A 20,027-nucleotide genomic window follows, 5' to 3' on the forward strand; every position below is an offset into this window, starting at 1 on the left:
CTACTTGCTTTCTAAGGTTGTGTAAATTTCACGAACCAAGGCTTCTGTATTGTCCCAACCAAGGCAAGGGTCTGTGATAGATTTTCCAAAGACCTCTGGTTGGTCTTGACGTCCGTCCTCTAGGTAAGACTCAATCATAAAGCCACGAACGTAGCGTCTGATTGTGTCATTCCAGTCACGATTGATAAGGGTTTGACGGACGATACGGATTTGCTCTAGGTATTGCTTACCTGAGTTATCATGATTGGTATCAATCACGATAAAAGGATTTTCAAGCCCTTGTTGATTGTACAAATCAATCGCTTCTAAAAGGTTATCGTAATAATAATTTGGGATGTTCTTGCCATTTTCGTCAAGTGCCCCACGTAAAATCGCATGCGCTACAGGGTTGCCGCTGGTTTCAACTTCCTCGTTGTTGTAGAGGAAGGTTTGCTTGTTTTGCGCAGCATAAATCCCGTTATACATCACTTTGAGGTTGCCTGATGTTGGATTTTTCATACCAGTTGGTACGTCAAAACCAGACGCCACAAAGCGGTGCTGTTGGTCCTCAACAGAGCGTGCACCAATAGCTACGTAAGACACTAAATCCTCAACCAAAGGCCAGTTTTCTGGATAGAGCATCTCATCAGCAGTCGTCATCCCTGTCTCTGTGATGACACGATAGTGGAGGTTACGCACTGCCTTGATACCGTTAATCAAGCTAGGTGCTGCATCGGTATCTGGCTGGTGCATAAGCCCCTTGTAGCCGTCACCATTGGTACGAGGTTTTGCCGTATAGACACGCATAACCATAAAGACACGGTCTTTGACTTCTTCTTGCAGCTTAGCTAGGCGCTTAGCATACTCAAGGACAGCTTCTTCATTGTCAGACGAGCATGGTCCAATGACTAAAAGCAAGCGGTCGTCTTCGCCTTTGATGATAGCTTCTAACTCACGGTCACGCTGTTCTTTTTTCGCTAAAGCTTCTTGACTAAGTTTTGAGACGCTACGCACCTCATTGACATCGATTTTAGGACTGAGTGATTTAAATGACATAGAAACTCCTCTAATTATTACTTTTGTAAAGTGTTTTTTATTATACCATTTTTAGAAGGAGTTTTGGATAAATTTTCAGAATTTTCTGCAACTCCCTAAAATTGTTTGCGTCCATGACAATTTTTGTATTTTTTCCCTGAACCACATGGACATGGATCATTACGCTTGACGTTAGTAAAATCAAGCTTTTCAACAGGAACATTTGCTGCACCTGGTGCTTTCGCAGCGATATTAGCTGCCGCAGTTGTTGTTGCATGCGCTTCAGCACGCTCACGCTCTTGCTCATGAATTTGTGCTTTCATCATGGTACGTGTCACGTCAAACTCGATTGAGCCAATCATATCTTGGAACATACGGAAACCTTCTGATTGGTATTCGACAATCGGGTTATTTTGAGCGTAACCACGCAGACCAACGGCATTACGCAATTGATCCAGCGCATCAATATGCTCTGTCCACTTGTTGTCAACAACCATCAAGATGAGTACTTTTTGGAACTCTAGGATGGCGTCTGGTGTGGAAAGTTTTGAGATTTGTGCATTGTAGACCTTCATCGCACGATTATAAAGGGTCTTTTTAATATCGTCATCCTTGAGATTACGCAAATCAGAAACGGAAATAGACGTTTCTGGTACCAAGGCAGAGCGAGCAAAGTTGACAATCGCTTCAAGCGCTTCGTTGCGGCTATTACTTGCTCGGCTGTGACTATCAACAGCACGGTTGATAGTACGCTCAATCATAGCTTGAATCTCTGGGGTCAGATCATGGTCAGCCACGATGACATTGTAGCGGTCACCGTAGATAATCTCACGCTGCTCACGCATGACATCATCGTACTGGAGGACTTGCTTACGGGTGTCGTAGTTGTTTCCTTCGACACGTTTTTGAGCAGACTCAACCTGACGTGTTAGCATACGAGACTTGATAACCGTATCGTCGTCGTTCATATTCATGCGCTCAAGGACAGCCTTGATACGGTCAGACCCAAAGCGACGCATGAGCTCATCCTCAAGGGAGAGGTAAAATTGAGACTCACCTGGGTCCCCTTGACGCCCAGAACGTCCACGCAGCTGGTTGTCGATACGACGGCTCTCGTGGCGCTCAGTTCCGATAACGCAAAGCCCACCGAGCTCACGCACACCTTCACCGAGCTTAATGTCGGTACCACGTCCCGCCATGTTGGTCGCAATGGTCACTGCACCACGTTGCCCAGCATTCATGATGATTTGCGCTTCTTTGAAGTGGTTTTTGGCATTGAGCACTTCGTGTGGAACACCTGCTTGCACCAGCTTTTTAGAAATCAAATCACTGGTTTCAACAGCAACTGTACCAACCAAGACAGGCTGACCTTTTTCGTGACGAGCACGAACATCCTCAACCACGGCATTGAACTTAGCTTGTAAGTTTGGATAGAGAAGGTCTGGATGGTCGATACGAGCGACTGGACGGTTGGTTGGAATGGGAATCACACGCATGTTGTAAATTTCACGGAATTCCTCTTCCTCTGTCTTCCCTGTACCGGTCATCCCAGAGAGCTTACGGTACATACGGAACATATTTTGGTAAGTGATAGAAGCGCTAGTTTTAGACTCTTCTTGGATAGGCACAGCTTCTTTTGCTTCGATGGCTTGGTGAAGCCCATCAGAGAAGCGACGTCCCTCCATGGTACGCCCTGTAAACTGGTCGACAATCAAAATCTCTTGGTCTTCGCTGACAACGTAGTCAATATCCAAAAGCATGATATAGTTTGCACGAAGCGCATTGTCAATATAGTGCGTCAGAGCAACATTGTCAATATCATAGAGGTTGTTGAGGTTAAAGTAAGCTTCTGCCTTGTCAATCCCTGAGTCTGACAGACCAATAGTTTTGGTTGGCACATCAATGATGTAGTCGTCTTGATTAAGGGTCTTGACAAACTTGTCTGCTCGAATATAGAGCTGATTAGTCTCAGAGCTAACTGGACCTGAGACGATGAGTGGTGTTCTCGCCTCGTCAATAAGAACAGAGTCCACCTCATCGACAAGAGCGTAGTTGAGCGGACGTTGCACCATATCTTCTTGACGAACCACCATGTTGTCACGAAGATAGTCAAAACCGATTTCTGAGTTGGTTGAGTAGGTGATGTCACAGTTATAAGCTTCACGCTTTTCAAATGGTGACTTGGCTGCAAGGTTAATCCCTACAGATAGACCAAGCCAGCTGTAAACCTCACCCATCTCTGTCGCATCACGCTCTGATAGGTATTCATTGACCGTGATAACGTGAACACCCTCACCTGATAGAGCATTGAGATAAACGGGCATGGTCGCTGTCAGTGTTTTTCCTTCTCCTGTACGCATCTCTGGAATGTCTCCGTGGTGAAGAACAATTCCCCCCATAATCTGTACACGATAAGGAAAAAGCCCTAAAACACGCTTAGCTGCCTCACGCACCACCGCAAAAGCTTCTGGCAAGAGAGCATCTAAACTTTCTCCATTTTGGTAACGTTCCTTAAATTCTGGCGTTTTTGCTTGTAATTCTTCGTCTGAGAGGGCACTCATTGCATCCGCATAAGATTCTACTTTCTTAGCTGTTTTTTCGAGTTTACGCAATTCACCCTTGTCATTTTCGACGATACTTCGTAGAAGATTTGCCATTCCTTTTCCTTTCGATAACTATACTTAATCACTCAATTTTATCACAATTTATAAGGCTTTTCAAGAAAGCAATGGGGTTCTTTAGAAAAGAAGGCTAGAGCTTACTCTAACCTTCTCTTTTATTAACGCTTGTATTGTTGTAAAAAGCGTGTGAGTTTTTCCTGCAAGACACTGAGCTCATCCACTCGTGGCAGATAAACGATTCTAAAGTGGTCTGGTGTTGCCATATTAAAGCCTCGACCGTGTGTCAAAAGTACCTTTTCTTGTTTCAAGAAATTAAGCACAAAATCCTCATCATCCTCGACACGGTACATGTTGGTGTCAATCTTAGGGAAGATATAGAGCCCTGCATTTGGCTTGACAGCAGACAAACCTGGAATATCCTTAATCGCATCGTAGATAAAGTTACGTTGCTCATAGAGACGCCCACCTGGCAATAACAGCTCATCAGAGGACTGATAGCCACCAAGAGAGGTTTGGATGACCTGCTGAGCGAGGACGTTTGAGCACAAACGCATGTTTGAGAGCATATTGAGCCCTTCGATGTAGCCTTTGACATTGCGCTTAGGACCAGCGAGCACCATCCAGCCGACACGAAAACCACAGATACGGTGCGACTTGGACAAGCCAGACATGGTCACTGTAAAGACATCATCGGCGATAGAGGCAATAGGAATATGCTTCTTACCATCCATGACCAGACGGTCATAGACCTCATCTGAAAAGATAATCAAATCATTCTGACGAGCAATGTCCACAATCTCCTCTAGGAGTTCACGAGGATAGACCGCTCCTGTTGGGTTATTAGGATTGATGAGGACAATAGCCTTTGTGTTAGATGTGATTTTAGACTTGATGTCCTGAATATCAGGGAACCAGCCTGCCTGCTCGTCACAGATATAGTGCACGGCATTGCCACCTGCTAGACTGATACAAGCTGTCCACAAAGGATAGTCAGGCATAGGCACTAAGACCTCATCGCCATTGTCAAGAAGAGCCTGCATGGACATGGAGATTCCTTCACTAACCCCATTGACAACATAAATATCATCAATGTCCACATGGACACCCTGCAGTTGGTAATACTGCATAATCGCCTTACGGGCTGAAAAAATCCCCTTAGAGTCTGAATACCCTTCAGAGTCTCTCGCATTGCGAATCAAATCACGAATGACCTCATCTGGTGCTTCTAAGCCAAACTCGGCAGGATTTCCTGTGTTTAGTCGGAGAATTTTCTCTCCGTTTGCTCGCATGCGGTTGGCTTCTTCAAGCACGGGACCACGAATGTCATAGGCAACATGTTCTAATTTAGATGATTTATCAAATTGTTTCATACCTTCACCTCATTTCCCCTATTATAACCTAAATCCTCCAAAAAGAGAATTATTTTTAATAAACTGTCCAACTGAGCATTTTGTCAGACCTTTTAAAAATTTCAGAAATATTGCATAAATCGCTTTCAAGATTTTCCAAAAAGGAGTATAATAAACATACAAAGTAAAGTTAAGGAGAAAAGATTATGTCTCATCATTATCAACATATCATGGTTGCCATTGACGGTTCTTATGAATCTGAATTGGCATTTGAAAAAGGGGTTAACGTCGCTCTTAGAAACGGCGCTGAGCTGATTTTGACACACGTTGTGGACACACGTGCTCTACAAAGCGTAGCAACTTTTGATACCTACATTTATGAAAAATTAGAGCAGGAAGCTAAAGACGTCCTAGCAGATTATGAAAAACAAGCACGTGAGAGAGGGCTTGATAACATCAAGCAAGTCATCGAGTTTGGTAATCCAAAGACTCTTCTTGCTCGTGACATTCCTGACAAGGAAAATGTCGACCTTATCATGGTCGGAGCAACAGGGCTCAACACCTTTGAGCGCTTGCTTATCGGCTCATCATCTGAGTACATCCTAAGACACGCTAAGGTGGATTTGCTCATCGTGCGTGATAGCGAAAAGACATTCTAATCTATTGTGTTCCCACTTTAAAACCAGCTGCTCATGGGCAGCTGGTTTCTTTTTTTAGGATTGTAGCGTTTTTTCTTGTTTTTCTTTTTGCATTTTCTTGGCGGTTGTCATCATCAAGCGAATGCGGTTGAGTTGGTTGACCTCTGATGAGCCTGGATCGTAGTCCACAGCAGCGATATTAGCACCGTGGTACTGGCGGCGTAGCTCTTTCATCATACCTTTTCCGACGATATGGTTTGGCAGGCAACCAAACGGTTGCAGACAGACGATATTTTTGACGTCGTTATTGAGCAACTCAATCATCTCACCCGTCAAGAACCAGCCCTCACCTGTGTGATTTCCGATAGAGAGGATTTTTGAGGCACCCTCTGCGATGTCATAGATTGACTCGATTCCCTCAAAGCGCTCAGACTTTTCAAGCGCCTTGTTCATCGGTTTTTCTAGGATATTGATGACATCAATGGCGAGTTTGGCAAAGCGTTTGGATTTTTGGCTCATGTTGAGCTCATCGGCTTTCCAAATTTGATTGAACAAGGAGTAGTTCATAAAGCCAATCAAGTCAGGCACGACAGCTTCGCCACCTTCTGCCTCGATGATACCGACGATGTCGTTATTAGCTGTTGGGGCGTATTTAACCAAAATCTCACCGACCACACCGACACGTGGCTTGCTGTCAAAGTCAATGGTTTCAAGAGTGTCAAAATCACGGATAATACGCTTCATATTGCGGTTAAACTCAAAGTAAGAACCATTTTTGACATTGTGTCTTGCTTTTTCCAGCCACTTTTCATAAAGAGCGTTGGCAGAGCCTTCTTCCGCCTCGTAAGGACGGACACGATAGAGGACACGCTCAAAGAGATCTCCATAGAGAACACTGATAAAGAGACGTTTGACAAAGCCATAGTTGAGGCTAAAGCCTGGGGTTGACTCCGTTCCTTGATTGCCCATAGAAATGGAGACGACAGGAACTTGAGCAAAGCCAGCGTCTTTGAGCGCTTTTCTAAGGAGTGGGATGTAGTTGGTCGCACGACAGCCACCACCAGTCTGTGTCATCATAACACTGGTATTGTCAAGGTCGTAGTCACCACTCTCAAGCGCCTCAACCAGCTGACCGATAGAGATGATAGCTGGGTAGCAGGCGTCATTGTGGACATACTTGAGTCCGACATCTACAGCGCCCTTGTCCATAGAAGGCAGCACCACCACATTGTAGCCACTTTCTTTGAAGGCTTCTTCAATGAGACCGTTTTGGTGAATAGGAGAGAGCACTGGCATGAGAAGCGTGTGCGTTTTTTTCATCTCCTTGGTAAAGACAGGCTCCTGCTTTGTCGTCTCCATATCTTGTTGGCTATCGTATTGAGGAGCTTGGTTAAAGATATGGTCAAGCTTAGCTTTTTTGAGCTTTTGATCACGCTCTTTCACCGCTGCTTTCAGAGAACGCAGGCGAATGCGAATAGCACCGAGGTTGCTTCCCTCATCAATCTTGAGAACGGTGTAGAGTTTATTGTGTCCACGCATGATTTCTTCGACTTGGTCTGTCGTTACAGCGTCAAGCCCACAGCCAAAGCTGTTGAGTTGCACCAGCTCGAGGTTTGGATTTTTAGCGACAATCTTCGCCGCAGCGTACAAGCGAGAATGGTAAACCCATTGATTGACCACACGTAGACCGCCTACCTCCTCAAGTCCAGACACCATGTCCTCTGTCAAGACATGAAAGCCTTCTTGCGTGATGATATTGGCAATACCGTGATTGATTTCAGGGTCGAGGTGGTAAGGACGCCCAGAGAGGACAATCGCCTTTTCACCATTGATGGAAAGACTAGTCAAAAGCTCATCTGCTTTGTCCTGCAAGTCTTTCTTGAAATCAGCAAGCACCTGGTAGCCATGCTCAACAGCCTGCGTGATGTCCTCAATAGTCATGTCCTCATAGTCAGCAAAGGCTTTGGCTAGAGACTTGACCACACTGTCATGGTCAGCCAGATTGACAAAAGGATGGAAATACTTGACCTCACCATCACGGATAGGGTCCATATTCTTTTCAATCACTTCTGGATAGGACTGAACGATAGGACAGTTGAAATGGTTGGGCGCTTTGCTATTTTCCACTTGCTCGTAGATAACACTTGGGTAGAAAATAGCGTCTACCTTGCGGTCAATGAGCGACTGGATGTGCCCGTGCACCATTTTAGCTGGGTAGCAGACCGTGTCACTAGGAATGGTTTCAATCCCTTTTTCATAGAGCTTTTTGTCTGATTTTGGGGAAATCTGAACACGAAAACCAAGGTCAGTCAGCACCGTGTGCCAGAGAGGATAGTTTTCGTACATGTTGAGCACACGTGGCAGACCAATGACACCGTGTTTTGCTTCACGTTTTGAGAGAGATTTGAACTTGAAGAGTTTTTTGTATTTGTAGTCGACCAGATTTTCTTTTTTGTCTTTCTTGTCAAACTTAATCTTGGTGACTTTTTCAGCACCACGTTCACAGCGATTACCCGTGACAAACTTGGAGCCGTCATTGAAAATCGTCACGGTCAGCGCACAGTTATTTTCACAAAGCCCACAGCGTGTAAATTCTTTCTCAGAAGTAAAAGCGTCAAGCTCATCCAGTGCCATAAGGCTTGACGGTGCTTCCTTTTCCTCGTATTTTTCCTGAGCGATGAGGGCACAGCCGTAAGCTCCCATGAGTCCAGCGATACTTGGACGCACCACCTTGCGACCACTAACCAGCTCAAAAGCACGTAGAACGGCTTCGTTGTAGAAAGTCCCTCCTTGAACAACGATTTTTTCGCCTAGATCTTCTGGGCGTTTGACCTTGATAACCTTGTAGAGGGCATTTTTGATGACTGAGTAAGACAATCCTGCTGAGATGTCAGCAACCGTTGCACCTTCTTTTTGTACCTGCTTGACCTTGGAGTTCATGAAAACGGTACATTTTGAGCCTAGGTCAACAGGATTTTTGGCTAGAAGGGCGACTTGGGCAAAGTCTTTGACGTCGTATTTCAGAGATTTGGCAAAGGTCTCAATGAAAGAGCCACAACCTGAAGAGCAAGCTTCGTTGAGCTGAATACTTGATAACGCTCCGTCTTGGATACGCATGGCTTTCATATCCTGACCACCAATATCTAGGATAAAGTCACAGCCTGGGTTGAAATAATTGGCAGCCTTGTAGTGAGCCACGGTCTCAACCTCGCCATTATCCACATGCAGAGCTGCCTTTATCAAGTGCTCACCATAGCCTGTGATACAGGAATTAGCGATAAAAGCTTCTTCTGGCAATTGCTGATAGACTTCCTTTAGGATGTCGATGACATTTTCCAAAGGCTGTCCTTGGTTATTGCCATAATGCTCAAAGAGAATGTGACCATCTGGGTCGGTCACAATGACCTTAGACGTGGTAGAGCCAGCGTCGATACCCAAGAAAACAGGTCCACGAGCCTTCTTGATGTCCTCATATTCAGCGCTAGCTGCATTGTGGCGTGCTCGCCAAGCTGCTAGCTCGTTCTCGTCATGAAAGAGCACATCTAGGGTATTTTTAGGCACAAGGCTACTTGCGCTATTGTCTTTGAGATTTGTGATAATGTCGCTAAAGGTCAGCTGTGTTTGATTGTCATCAAGAGCTGCTCCCATCGCCACAAAGAGCTGTGGATTTTCTGGGAAGATGACATTTTCTGGCTGAATATCCAAGGTTTCAATGAAACGCTTGCGCAGCTCACTCATGAAATAGAGCGGACCACCAAGAAAGGCGACATTTCCTGTAATCTTGCGCCCCGAAGCTAGTCCCGCAATGGTCTGGTTGACCACCGCTTGAAAGATAGAAGCTGCGATGTCTTCCTTACGTGCTCCTTCATTGATGAGTGGCTGCACATCCGTTTTGGCAAAAACACCGCAACGACTGGCAATGGGATAGATGGTCTCATAGTTTTTAGCCAGCTCATTGACCCCATTAGCGTCGGTCTTTAACAGCTCTGCCATTTGGTCGATAAAGGCACCTGTACCACCTGCACAGGTCCCATTCATCCGCTGCTCAAGCGCCTCGCCAAAGAAAGTCATCTTGGCATCCTCACCACCCAGCTCAATGACAACATCTGTCTGCGGGATAAACTTTTCAACGGTCGTTGTCGCTGCAATCACCTCTTGGACAAAAGGAATATGCGCTGCGTCTGACAACCCCATCCCACCAGAACCTGTGATGGCAATACTCACCTCATGCTCACCAATCTCATCAATCGCCTCTTGCATGACCTTGATGGTTGCCGCTTTGACATCTGAAAAATGACGCTCATAGCGAGCAAACAACAACTGATATTCTTCATCAAAGACAACAACCTTAACCGTCGTTGAGCCTACGTCAATACCTGCTCTATACATAACTTCTCCTCTTCTAGAAAGCAGCTACTTTCTCTTGTGCCTTAGAAGACTAAGGCTATCCTATTTTTTCATACGAACAACAATCTGTTGCTTATTAAACAACTCGTTTGTTATAATAGTATTATAAAATGATTATCTTCAAAATCAACCGTTAATTTTGACAAAAGTGTTTGTTAAGCAACATTGACCAACAATGTGTTGCTTATCTTGGAGGCTGTTATGAAAAGGACAGACATTCGCTATCTACGAACTGAAAAAATGATTTTTGATGCACTGACGGATTTATTGAGTGAAAAGCCTTATGACAAAATCACTGTGCAGGACATCGCTGATCGGGCTATGATTAACCGTGCGACTTTTTACGCACATTATGCCGACAAGGACGAGCTCTACCATTTCATCATCACGCACATCCTAGAGGAGCTCTCAGAGATGATTGACAAGGCGCAAGCCACAACACCCAACTCTGTCGAGGTCAAAAAGGCTGAAAAAATGCTCTACAGCTACTACAATAACCTCAAAAAGCACTCTGCCATCGCAAAAATTGTCTCAAAGAGCAGCTCACGTGAGGAGTTGCAGCATAACTTTGCTAGGCTCTTGCATGAAAAATACGACGATTTGTTTGACAAGGTGCAGGTGACAGAGTCTGGAATGCCTGTTCCGACGGACTTTATCGTGGCTTATCTGGCGAGTATCTTTGTTGGGACTCTTCTTTGGTGGATTGAGTCGGACTTTGCTATGGACTCTAGAGACTTGGCAAGGCTCGTTATCAAGCTCATCAGTAACGGTCATCTCACTGTCATGGGTATCAATATCAATCGTGATTAAGAGGACAAAAAACGCTTCTGCTGCTTGCAGAGGCGTTTTATCATGTTTATTTAGAAGAGCGGTTTTGGCTGCGGTTGAGTGCTTTTTGTAGCTGACGGTCTAGCTCTCGCTTAATCTTAGGCTCTGGCGCAAAGCGCTCCTCCCAGTCGTCTGGTTTTAGGACTTTATGTGTCACAGGGTCAAAGTGAGCCTTGCCATCAGGGAAGATTTTTCCCATATTTGCCTCATGAACGGTATCAAAAAAGGGCTTAGGGTCGACACCCATGAGAACAAAAGAACCATAAGTCAGATAGAGCAAATCCACCAAGGCGTCCACTTCGCCAACCAAGGGCGTCTCTGGGTGCTCTTTGGCTTGAACTTTGCTCGCTGCTTTATCCACAGCCGCATGCAAGTCTAGGACAGACTGGGTAAAGGTCTTTTTGTCGCCTTGGCTCGCTGCATAGAGGAACTCTACGATTTCTTCTACCTTGAAATCTGCTCTATGCCCAGCTTCCTTAGAAGCGTAGAGTCTTGGTGTTTCATTGGTTTCACCATCCATGAGCTCATGGAAATCTTTGACCTTGTTAAAGTTACTATCTCGACTATCAAAGCGGGCTTCATTGTCCAGATGAATGAGCCCGTAGTGCGACAGGGCTTTTGCGATACCGTCGCTGTTGTTGGTCGCTGTCGTGTAATCAGCTGAAGCTTTAATCTTGTCATCTGCATTGCCCATAGCAACGCCTAAGCCAACACCAGACAACATCTCAAGGTCATTTTCAGAATCGCCAAATGCCATGACCTCAGACAGGTCAAAGCCAAAGTAGCTACCAGCTGTCTCAATCCCCCTTATCTTAGACTGCCCTTGGCAGATAAGATCTGCAGAGTATGGGCTACTCCTTGTCACCTGAAGGCTTGGAAACTTTGCCTTTATCTTTTCCGTGTCCTCTTCTGTCGCCACCATGACAATCTGATAAATGGGCTCTCTCAAGAGTGTAAAGAGAGCCTTGGTGTTTTGCGGCTTCAACCGCCTAATCAAATGCTTAAAGCTCCGCCCAACCGTTCCTGTCATGCGACGCGGGACAAGGCTGCTCACCCATTGCCCAAAGCGACTCGTCCCAAGCCCAATAATGCCAGAGCCGATAAGCCCAGACGCTGTACCTAGCGAAATGTCACGGCGTTTCTCACTGGCGTAGCGAATCACACGGTAAACCAGCGCACGAGGAAGCTGCTCCGTTGCTACGACCTTATCTCTAGTGTAGATATACTGACCGTTGTAGGTGATGGCTATATCAAGCCCTAAATTCTCCAAATACGGCTGCACAAAGCTAGGTCCTCGCCCTGTCGCAACCCCCACTACAATCCCTTGCTCCTTTAAACTTGTAATAGCTCGCCGTGTGGACTTTTGTACATTTTTACGGTCATTGAGAAGAGTCCCGTCAATATCAAAAAATACTGCTTTAATTGCCAAAATGTTTACGCTCTTTTCTTATTCTTCAATTCAACACATACCATATCTTTATGCTATTATACCCTCTCCTTGAGCTTTTGTCACCTTTACAAACCTAAAAACCTAGGTCAGCTGACCTAGATTTTTGCTAAATAACAAGTTCTTGCTTTTCATCTGGGATATTGCTAATCTTGATGATAGCGTGGTAGAAGAGCGCATAGCCAACAGTAGCCAAAATCGCACTGGAGTTTGGAACGTCCTCAAAAGGAGAGTTGAGAACAAAGTGTAAAAAGACTGGAAAGACAAGCCAGAAAATAGCTTGCGCTTTGGAGACAGCCTTGCACCTACCAAGCAGAGACACCAAACCTAGGGCAAACAATGACGCAAAGAGCCAGTGTGATACTGTCGCTGACGCCACACGGTCAATCGCCGTTGCAAAACCAGACTCGTGGAATTGGAAAACAGACTGAAAGACATAGATGACGTCCTCAACAATCTCAAAGCCAACCCCTACAATGATACCAATGGTCAAACCTTGCTTGAGATTAAGACGACGGCAGAGCAAAACAACCAGCAAAACAGCAAAACCTTTTGAGAGCTCCTCAGTAAACGGTGCCGTTAGGGCTGCTCCCCAAGCGCTCAAAAAATCTTTAGACAGCTTCATCTCAATCAACAGTTTTGAGAGCTGCATATTGCCTAAAATCCCTAGATAAGTCGAGATGAAAGCCCCTGTCAGAGCGCTTAGGATGACCTCTTTTTTAGAGAGTTGCACTTTTTGGACGATTTTTCGGATAATCAGCACAAAAGGTACAAAGTAGATGAGCAGCAAAGAGCTGGCTAAAAGAAAGTTCTGATAGAGGTCATTGGCGCCCTTTTTAACCATAAGCGTCTGGCAGAGATAACTAATGCCCGCTACGACTAAAAAGACCAGAACCAGCATGACCAGCTTGTCACGAAGTGTTGGGATATCTTTTTTCACGATATGCCTCCTTTTTTAATGGTGTTATCATTATATATTTGTATTATATAACTAAGTCAATAGTTTGTCAAGATATTTTGACTATCAAAGGACTAAAAAATGAGACGAGGGCATGTTTTTTGACAAATGAAGGCTTTGCTCATTTTCTTTCTATGGTAAAATAGTAGGTACTAGGAAAGGATAAATCATCATGAAACACATTCTCGTCCTCCACACAGGAGGTACTATTTCCATGCAGGCGGACACCAACGGTCATGTCACGCCCGAAAATGACAATCCCATGAACCATGTCACGGTGGATTTGGAGCACATCACAGTCACGGCAAAAGACTTTCTCAACCTGCCAAGCCCACACATCACACCTAAGCACATGCTAGCACTCTACCACGAAATCAGACAAAATGCTAATAGCTATGACGGCGTGGTCATCACACACGGCACCGACACGCTAGAAGAGACCGCTTATTTTCTAGATACCATGACGCTACCTGACATTCCTGTCGTTCTCACAGGCGCTATGCGCAGTTCTAATGAACTAGGTAGCGACGGTGTCTACAACTACCTCTCTGCTCTTCGTGTCGCAAGCCACAAGCAAGCTAAAGGCAAGGGCGTGCTGGTTGTGATGAATGATGAGATTCACGCTGCTAAGTACGTCACCAAGACCCACACGACAAACGTCTCTACCTTTCAAACGCCGACTCACGGACCGCTTGGTATCATCATGAAGCACGAGATCCTTTTTTTCAAAAGGGCTGAAAAGCGTGTGCGCTTTGACCTAGAGGCTATCTCTGGAACCGTCCCTATCGTCAAAGCTTACGCAGGGATGGGCGATAGCGGGATTATTAGCTTTTTATCCCCTGACAATATCGACGGGCTGGTCGTTGAAGCGCTCGGCGCTGGCAATATGCCACCAAAAGCAGCTGCGGAGATAGAAGCTCTCACAGCCAAAGGTGTGCCTGTTGTTCTGGTTTCTCGCTGCTTTAACGGCATTGCTGAGCCTGTCTATGCCTATGAGGGCGGTGGTGTGAGACTACAAGAGGCAGGTGTCATGTTTGTCAAAGAGCTAAACGCCCCAAAAGCCAGACTAAAACTCCTCATCGCCCTCAACGCTGGTCTCAAAGGACAAGCTTTGAAAGAGTATATCGAAGGTTAAACGCAAAAAGACTAGGTTACCCTAGTCTTTTTTCTTCTGTTTTATCACCTTAGCGCTCTGACACTTTTTTGGCGAGTGCAAAGTTACCAAGCGTAGCTGAGCCATTTTCAGCAATAGCAGGTGTCACGATATAGTCACGCACATCTGGCGTAGGAAGGTAGTCATTCATCAAACCTTCAAACTTCTCACGCACACGGTTAAGCATGTGCTCTTGCGCCATAACGCCACCACCAAAGACGATGACTTGTGGGCGATAGAGAAGCGTTGCTTGAACCGCTGCTTGAGCGATATAGTAGGCTTGAACATCCCAAACCGTTGAATTTTGCTCAATCAACTCACCACGAGTGCCTGTGCGGGCTTCTAAGCTTGGTCCTGCTGCTAGACCCTCTAGGCAGCCATTGTGAAATGGGCAAGTGCCGACAAAGTCATTAGCACGGTCTTGTGGGTGAACCGCTACATAAGTGTGCCCAGCCTCGGTGTGTCCTGTACCACCGATAAACTCACCACGCTGAATAGCGCCAGCACCGATACCAGTCCCAATCGTGTAATAAACAAGACTGTCAACACCTGTGCGCACCATAGCCTCACCATAAGCAGAGCTATTGACATCAGTCGTAAAGTAAAACGGCACCTTAAACTCTTTTGAGATCAGACCAACAAGGTCAACATTTGACCAGTGCTCTTTTGGTGTTTTGGTGATGTAGCCATAAGTCGTTGAGTTTTGGTCAATGTCAATCGGACCAAAAGACCCGATAGCAACACCTGCCAAGTCCTCCTCAAAACGCTTGAAAAAGGCTACTGTACGCTCAATCGTCTCATAAGGCGTTGTCGTTGGAAACTGCACTTTCTCGACAATTTGAAAATCCTCATCTCCTACAGCACAGACAAACTTTGTCCCGCCTGCCTCGACACTACCGTATAATTTTGCCATATTATTCCTCAAATCTTCTAACTTTTTATTGTCCTTACGCTTATTATAATGAAAATATAAGCATAAAGCAAGAACTCTCTAGTCCCAAAAAGAGTTTGGGATAAACTATCTCAAACTCTTATCTTTTATCTCATCACAGACGAGATTACTTTACTGAAAGAAGGTCGTCTCCTACAGCTACTGTTCCATCAGCCACTGGAGTTACTTCTGCGTAGTCAGCTGTGTTTGTCACGATCACCATCGTTGTGTCATCAAGTCCAGCTGCCTTAATCTTAGCAGAGTCAAAGGTTCCAAGAACATCACCTTTTTTGACTTTTTGCTCTGCTTTTACTTTTTGATCGAAACCTTCACCGTCCATTGACACCGTATCGATACCAACGTGGATAAGGATTTCAGCACCGTCGTCTGATTTCAATCCGTAAGCATGCCCTGTTTCAAAGGCGATTTGTACTGTCCCGTCAACAGGAGCGTAAACAGTGTTGCCGCTTGGTTTAATAGCGATTCCTTTACCCATAGCCTCTGATGAGAAGACTGGGTCATTAACAGAAGTAAGAGCAACTGTTTCACCATCAAGTGGGCTGACAATTGTTTCTGCTTTAGCAGGTGTTTTTTCAGCAGGAGCGGCTACAGATTGTTGAGATGTTGTGTCTGTTACTGTTGCCTCTGCCGCAGCTGCGTCCGCTGCTTCTGCTGCAAATACGTTAGCAGCTTTTGTTTTACCGTAAGAGTATGTGAACGCAAAGGCAAGAACAAATGTAATCAACTCAGCAACAACATACATTGGAATAGAGCTTGCATTGATAGAAAGGAAACCAAGGAAACCAGCTGAACCGAGGGAAACGGCTGCAACTTTTGTCAAACCTGCAAAGGCTGCACCAACAGCTGAAGCTGCAAGGGCACAGAAGAATGGGAAGCGGTATTTCAAGTTAACCCCAAAGAGGGCAGGTTCTGTAATACCTAGAAGGGCTGATACACCTGAAGATGATGTCAAACCTTTCATCTTCTTGTTCTTTGTCAAGAAGTAAATCGCAAAAGTAGCTGCACCTTGTGCAACGTTTGCCATTGAAGCAACAACAAAGATAAAGTCTCCGTTACCTGTTCCTTCTCTCCAAGCTGACAGCAATTGTGTTTCAATAGCTGGGAACGATTGGTGAAGACCAGTCATGACAATTAGTGAGTAAGTTCCACCAAAAATAGCCATACCGATAAATCCAGTTGTGTTGTACAACCATACAATCGCATCTGTAATACCATTTGAAATAAGCAACATCACAGGTCCGACCACAGTAAAGGTCAAGAAGCCAGTAATCATTACTGATAGCAATGGTGTAAATGTAAAGTCAACAGCTGATGGCAATTTCTTGTGGAAGAATTTCTCAAGATGAGCCAAGATATAAACAGCTGCCAGAACTGGGATAACTTGATAAGCGTAATTTGTTTGACTAACGTGTAATCCAAAGATGTTCCAATATTCGGCAGAAGCACCAAGGTCACGTGTCGTCATAATCATACCAATAGCTGCTCCAAGGAACTGGTTAGCTCCAAAGCGCTTAGCCGCTGAAATACCTACCAATACTGGAAGATAGATAAACGGTGCTGCTGACATGACTTGAATCATATTTGAGATACCCTCAATAGCTGGGTATTGCTCAACAAGAGATTTAGCACCAAACAAACCTGCAGAAGTCAGGAAGTTATTAAGTGCCATCAAAAGACCACCTGCAACAAGGGCAGGGATAATAGGAACAAAGATATCAGACAAAAGTTTGATGAAAGCCATCAACGGATTTGTCTTTTGACCTTCAGCAGCGATTTTTTTCAAATCATCTGTTGAAACTTCTTTAAGACCTGTTTCTTTGATCAACTCAGCATAAACAAAGTTAACATCACCTGGTCCAATGATAACTTGGTATTGACCATCTGTCTTAAATGTTCCTTTGACATCATCATTTGCATCAAGAGCAGCTTGGTCGACTTTGCTGTCGTCTTTTAGGACAAGACGTAAACGAGTCGCACAGTGTGCTGCTGCAACGAGATTATCCTTACCAACGGCAGCGATAACCTCTTTGGCTACTTTAGGGTAATCCATTTGGTATCTCCTTAAAAATTTTTCCTTTCGCCGTGAAAGCGTTTCACGACTTTACTCTTTTATTTTATCATCTTTTAAGGATATGTCAAGCGTTTTGCAGAAATTTATTTTTTTAGCAGTAAAATGTTGATTTTTTAGGCGAAAACGTTTACTATAAGCATATAAGATTTTGATTTTTTGGAGAATGACTTATGAATTTACCAACAGAGGTTCGCTATCGTCCTTATGCGGACTGGACAGACGCAGAAATGGCAGCTATAAAGGAAAATATGGCAAAATCACCTTGGCATGCCACCTATCATATTGAGCCAAAGACTGGGCTTTTAAACGACCCAAATGGTTTTTCTTACTTTAATGGTAAGTACCATCTTTTCTATCAAAACTGGCCTTATGGCCCTGCTCACGGTCTCAAACAGTGGGTACACACTGAAAGTGACGACTTGGTACACTTTAGAGAAACAGGTGTTACACTCAAGCCCGATACAGCTCACGATAGCCACGGTGCTTACTCTGGTAGCGCTTATCCTATCGGAGACGAGCTTTTCCTCTTTTATACCGGAAATGTCCGTGACGAAAACTGGGTGCGTGACCCGCTGCAAATCGGCGCTTTCATGGATAAAGAGGGCAATATCACAAAATTCAAAGATGTCCTCATCCAACAACCTGCTGACGTCACCGAGCACTTCCGTGACCCACAGGTCTTTAACTACAAGGGACAGCTCTACGCTATCGTTGGCGCTCAAAGCCTTGACAAGAAAGGCTTCATCAAACTTTACAAGGCCAATAACAACGATGTGCATGACTGGGCATTTGTTGGCAATCTAGACTTTGCTGGTACTGGCAGCGAGTACATGATTGAGTGTCCAAACCTTGTCTTTGTAGAGGATAAGCCTGTACTTATCTACAGCCCACAAGGACTAGATAAGGCTGAGCTGGCTTATGACAATATCTATCCAAACACTTATAAAATCGCAGATAGCTTTGACCCTGAACAGGCTAAACTCATCAATCCTTCTGCTATCCACAACCTAGACTACGGTTTTGAAGCCTATGCGACCCAAGGCTTTAATACACCAGACGGGCGTGCCTTTATCGTTAGCTGGATTGGGCTTCCTGATGTGGATTATCCAAGCGACAAATACGACTATCAAGGGGCTATGAGTCTAGTCAAAGAGCTCACGATCAAAGACGGCAAACTCTACCAGTACCCAGTCGCTGCTATGGCAGATCTTAGACAAAGCGAAGAAGCCTTTGCGGATAAAACTGCAACCAATAACACCTACGAGCTTGAACTTGAAGTAGCAGAGAATACGCAAGCTGAAATCGTCCTCTTTGCTGATGAAAATCAAAAAGGACTTCGTCTTCATATCGATACAGCAGCTGGTTGCTTTGAGCTTGACCGCTCAGAAGCTGGTGAACAATACGCTACAGACTTTGGTGTGACACGCACCTGCCCTATCCCTCAAAAGGCATGCACACTTAACATCTTTGTCGATAAATCCATCGTTGAAATCTTTATCAACAAAGGCGAGGAAGTGCTAACCAGCCGTGTCTATCCTTTTGATGGGCAAACAGGTATCGCTCTTACAAAAGGCAATGTTTCTGGAAAATATTTTGAGCTTCACAACTAGAATGGGGCAAACATGGTTGCAAAATTAACCGACGTCGCAAAACTGGCTGGGGTTAGCCCTACGACAGTTTCACGTGTCATCAACAACAAGGGCTATCTCTCTGAAAAGACCATTCAAAAAGTCAGAGCAGCCATGCGAGAGTTAGGCTATAAGCCTAACAATCTCGCTCGTAGCTTGCAAGGAAAGTCTGCCCAGCTGGTGGGGCTTATCTTTCCCAACATCAGCAATATCTTTTATGCGGAGCTGATTGAGCACTTAGAAATCGAGCTCTTTAAGCGAGGCTATAAAACCATTATCTGTAATAGTGAAAGCGACCCTAAAAAGGAGCGTGAGTATTTGGAGATGTTAGAAGCCAATCAAGTGGACGGTATCATCTCAAGTAGCCACAACCTAGGCATTGACGACTACGAAAAGGTCGAAGCGCCTATCGTCGCCTTTGACCGCAACCTTGCGCCAAATGTCCCTATTGTTGCTTCTGACAACTTTGAAGGGGGCATTCTCGCTGCTAAAACCTTACAAAAAAATGGTTGCCAGAAGATTATCATGATTTCTGGAAATGACAACTCCGACTCTCCAACAGGTCTACGTCAGCTTGGCTTTTCCTACCACCTCAAAAAGCAAGCTGAGGTGATTCGTATCCCACGAGATTTATCCACTATCAGACGGGAAATGCAGCTCAAGTCAGCCCTTACAAAATACCAACCTGACGGTGTCTTTGCCTCAGATGATTTGACCGCTATGGTACTCATCAAGGTCGCAGAACAGCTGGGTTTGAGCATTCCGCAGGACTTGAAAATCATCGGCTACGATGGCACGCAGTTCATCCAAGACTACTACCCTAGACTCACAACGATTAAACAACCTATCAAGGAAATCGCTGAGCTTTGTGTCGAGGTCTTGCTGAAAAAAATGGCAAAAGAAAAAACCGCCAAAGACTACGTACTGCCTATCACGCTACATGCTGGCTCCAGCAGTTAAA

The 20,027-nt window shown here is 45.0% G+C and carries 13 protein-coding genes; 5 read left to right on the forward strand and 8 right to left on the reverse strand.

Translation table 11 applies throughout. The features are described from left to right. From G5B60_RS09195 to G5B60_RS09205, 3 genes are all read right to left on the reverse strand, one after another. Positions 1 to 1,035 (reverse strand): 3-deoxy-7-phosphoheptulonate synthase, encoded by a 1,035-nt coding sequence (locus tag G5B60_RS09195; protein WP_164683725.1) that lies wholly within the window; start codon positions 1,033 to 1,035, stop codon positions 1 to 3. Between the two features lie 95 nt (positions 1,036 to 1,130). Next, complete coding sequence (gene secA / locus G5B60_RS09200; RefSeq protein ID WP_164683726.1) at positions 1,131 to 3,671, reverse strand: preprotein translocase subunit SecA; 2,541 nt, start codon at positions 3,669 to 3,671, stop codon at positions 1,131 to 1,133. Positions 3,672 to 3,793: 122 nt separating this feature from the next. Continuing rightward, positions 3,794 to 5,005: a pyridoxal phosphate-dependent aminotransferase gene (locus G5B60_RS09205; protein ID WP_164683727.1), complete on the reverse strand. Its 1,212-nt coding sequence runs from the start codon at positions 5,003 to 5,005 to the stop codon at positions 3,794 to 3,796. Between the two features lie 185 nt (positions 5,006 to 5,190). Between G5B60_RS09205 and G5B60_RS09210 the strand changes: the two genes are divergently transcribed. After that, positions 5,191 to 5,643 carry a universal stress protein gene (locus G5B60_RS09210; protein WP_115270986.1) on the forward strand — a complete coding sequence of 151 codons (453 nt, stop codon included), beginning with the start codon at positions 5,191 to 5,193 and terminating at the stop codon, positions 5,641 to 5,643. A gap of 54 nt (positions 5,644 to 5,697) precedes the next feature. Here G5B60_RS09210 and G5B60_RS09215 read toward each other — a convergent pair whose 3' ends face one another. Then, a complete protein-coding gene (locus G5B60_RS09215) occupies positions 5,698 to 10,011 on the reverse strand; it encodes a 2-hydroxyacyl-CoA dehydratase (protein ID WP_164683728.1) in 4,314 nt (1,437 codons plus the stop codon). A 219-nt stretch (positions 10,012 to 10,230) separates the two neighbouring features. Here G5B60_RS09215 and G5B60_RS09220 point away from each other — a divergent pair, with 219 nt between their 5' ends. Further along, on the forward strand, positions 10,231 to 10,839 hold the full coding sequence (locus G5B60_RS09220; protein WP_164683729.1) for a TetR/AcrR family transcriptional regulator: 609 nt from the start codon (positions 10,231 to 10,233) through the stop codon (positions 10,837 to 10,839). Positions 10,840 to 10,885: 46 nt separating this feature from the next. Here the strand turns inward: G5B60_RS09220 and G5B60_RS09225 are convergent, their stop codons facing one another. After that, positions 10,886 to 12,286 (reverse strand): Cof-type HAD-IIB family hydrolase, encoded by a 1,401-nt coding sequence (locus G5B60_RS09225; RefSeq protein WP_164683730.1) that lies wholly within the window; start codon positions 12,284 to 12,286, stop codon positions 10,886 to 10,888. Between the two features lie 127 nt (positions 12,287 to 12,413). Next, entirely contained in the window at positions 12,414 to 13,244 is an 831-nt protein-coding gene (locus tag G5B60_RS09230) for a PrsW family glutamic-type intramembrane protease (RefSeq protein ID WP_164683731.1), read from the reverse strand. 190 nt (positions 13,245 to 13,434) lie between these two features. On the opposite strand from G5B60_RS09230, the gene G5B60_RS09235 reads away from it, so the two are divergent. After that, the gene (locus G5B60_RS09235; protein WP_164683732.1) at positions 13,435 to 14,397 is read left to right on the forward strand and encodes an asparaginase; all 963 of its coding nucleotides are present in this window, start codon (positions 13,435 to 13,437) and stop codon (positions 14,395 to 14,397) included. A gap of 49 nt (positions 14,398 to 14,446) precedes the next feature. Here the strand turns inward: G5B60_RS09235 and scrK are convergent, their stop codons facing one another. After that, positions 14,447 to 15,328, reverse strand: coding sequence for a fructokinase ScrK (gene scrK, locus G5B60_RS09240; protein ID WP_164683733.1), 882 nt, complete (start codon positions 15,326 to 15,328; stop codon positions 14,447 to 14,449). Between the two features lie 145 nt (positions 15,329 to 15,473). Further along, on the reverse strand, positions 15,474 to 17,417 hold the full coding sequence (locus tag G5B60_RS09245; protein ID WP_164683734.1) for a sucrose-specific PTS transporter subunit IIBC: 1,944 nt from the start codon (positions 17,415 to 17,417) through the stop codon (positions 15,474 to 15,476). A 191-nt stretch (positions 17,418 to 17,608) separates the two neighbouring features. Here G5B60_RS09245 and G5B60_RS09250 point away from each other — a divergent pair, with 191 nt between their 5' ends. Both G5B60_RS09250 and G5B60_RS09255 read left to right on the forward strand, forming a co-directional pair. Beyond that, complete coding sequence (locus G5B60_RS09250) at positions 17,609 to 19,048, forward strand: sucrose-6-phosphate hydrolase (RefSeq protein WP_164683735.1); 1,440 nt, start codon at positions 17,609 to 17,611, stop codon at positions 19,046 to 19,048. 12 nt (positions 19,049 to 19,060) lie between these two features. After that, a complete protein-coding gene (locus G5B60_RS09255) occupies positions 19,061 to 20,026 on the forward strand; it encodes a LacI family DNA-binding transcriptional regulator (RefSeq protein ID WP_115270998.1) in 966 nt (321 codons plus the stop codon). Position 20,027: the final 1 nt, after the last annotated feature.

Source organism: Streptococcus hyointestinalis, from assembly GCF_011039275.1.
Classification (GTDB): domain Bacteria; phylum Bacillota; class Bacilli; order Lactobacillales; family Streptococcaceae; genus Streptococcus; species Streptococcus hyointestinalis_A.

What these genes read in the sequence shown, in the direction of transcription:
- G5B60_RS09195 (WP_164683725.1), bottom strand. Translation starts at nt 1,035, where the DNA reads ATGTCATTTAAATCACTCAGTCCTAAAATCGATGTCAATGAGGTGCGT.
- secA (WP_164683726.1), bottom strand. Translation starts at nt 3,671, where the DNA reads ATGGCAAATCTTCTACGAAGTATCGTCGAAAATGACAAGGGTGAATTG.
- G5B60_RS09205 (WP_164683727.1), bottom strand. Translation starts at nt 5,005, where the DNA reads ATGAAACAATTTGATAAATCATCTAAATTAGAACATGTTGCCTATGAC.
- G5B60_RS09210 (WP_115270986.1), top strand. Translation starts at nt 5,191, where the DNA reads ATGTCTCATCATTATCAACATATCATGGTTGCCATTGACGGTTCTTAT.
- G5B60_RS09215 (WP_164683728.1), bottom strand. Translation starts at nt 10,011, where the DNA reads ATGTATAGAGCAGGTATTGACGTAGGCTCAACGACGGTTAAGGTTGTT.
- G5B60_RS09220 (WP_164683729.1), top strand. Translation starts at nt 10,231, where the DNA reads ATGAAAAGGACAGACATTCGCTATCTACGAACTGAAAAAATGATTTTT.
- G5B60_RS09235 (WP_164683732.1), top strand. Translation starts at nt 13,435, where the DNA reads ATGAAACACATTCTCGTCCTCCACACAGGAGGTACTATTTCCATGCAG.
- scrK (WP_164683733.1), bottom strand. Translation starts at nt 15,328, where the DNA reads ATGGCAAAATTATACGGTAGTGTCGAGGCAGGCGGGACAAAGTTTGTC.
- G5B60_RS09245 (WP_164683734.1), bottom strand. Translation starts at nt 17,417, where the DNA reads ATGGATTACCCTAAAGTAGCCAAAGAGGTTATCGCTGCCGTTGGTAAG.
- G5B60_RS09250 (WP_164683735.1), top strand. Translation starts at nt 17,609, where the DNA reads ATGAATTTACCAACAGAGGTTCGCTATCGTCCTTATGCGGACTGGACA.
- G5B60_RS09255 (WP_115270998.1), top strand. Translation starts at nt 19,061, where the DNA reads ATGGTTGCAAAATTAACCGACGTCGCAAAACTGGCTGGGGTTAGCCCT.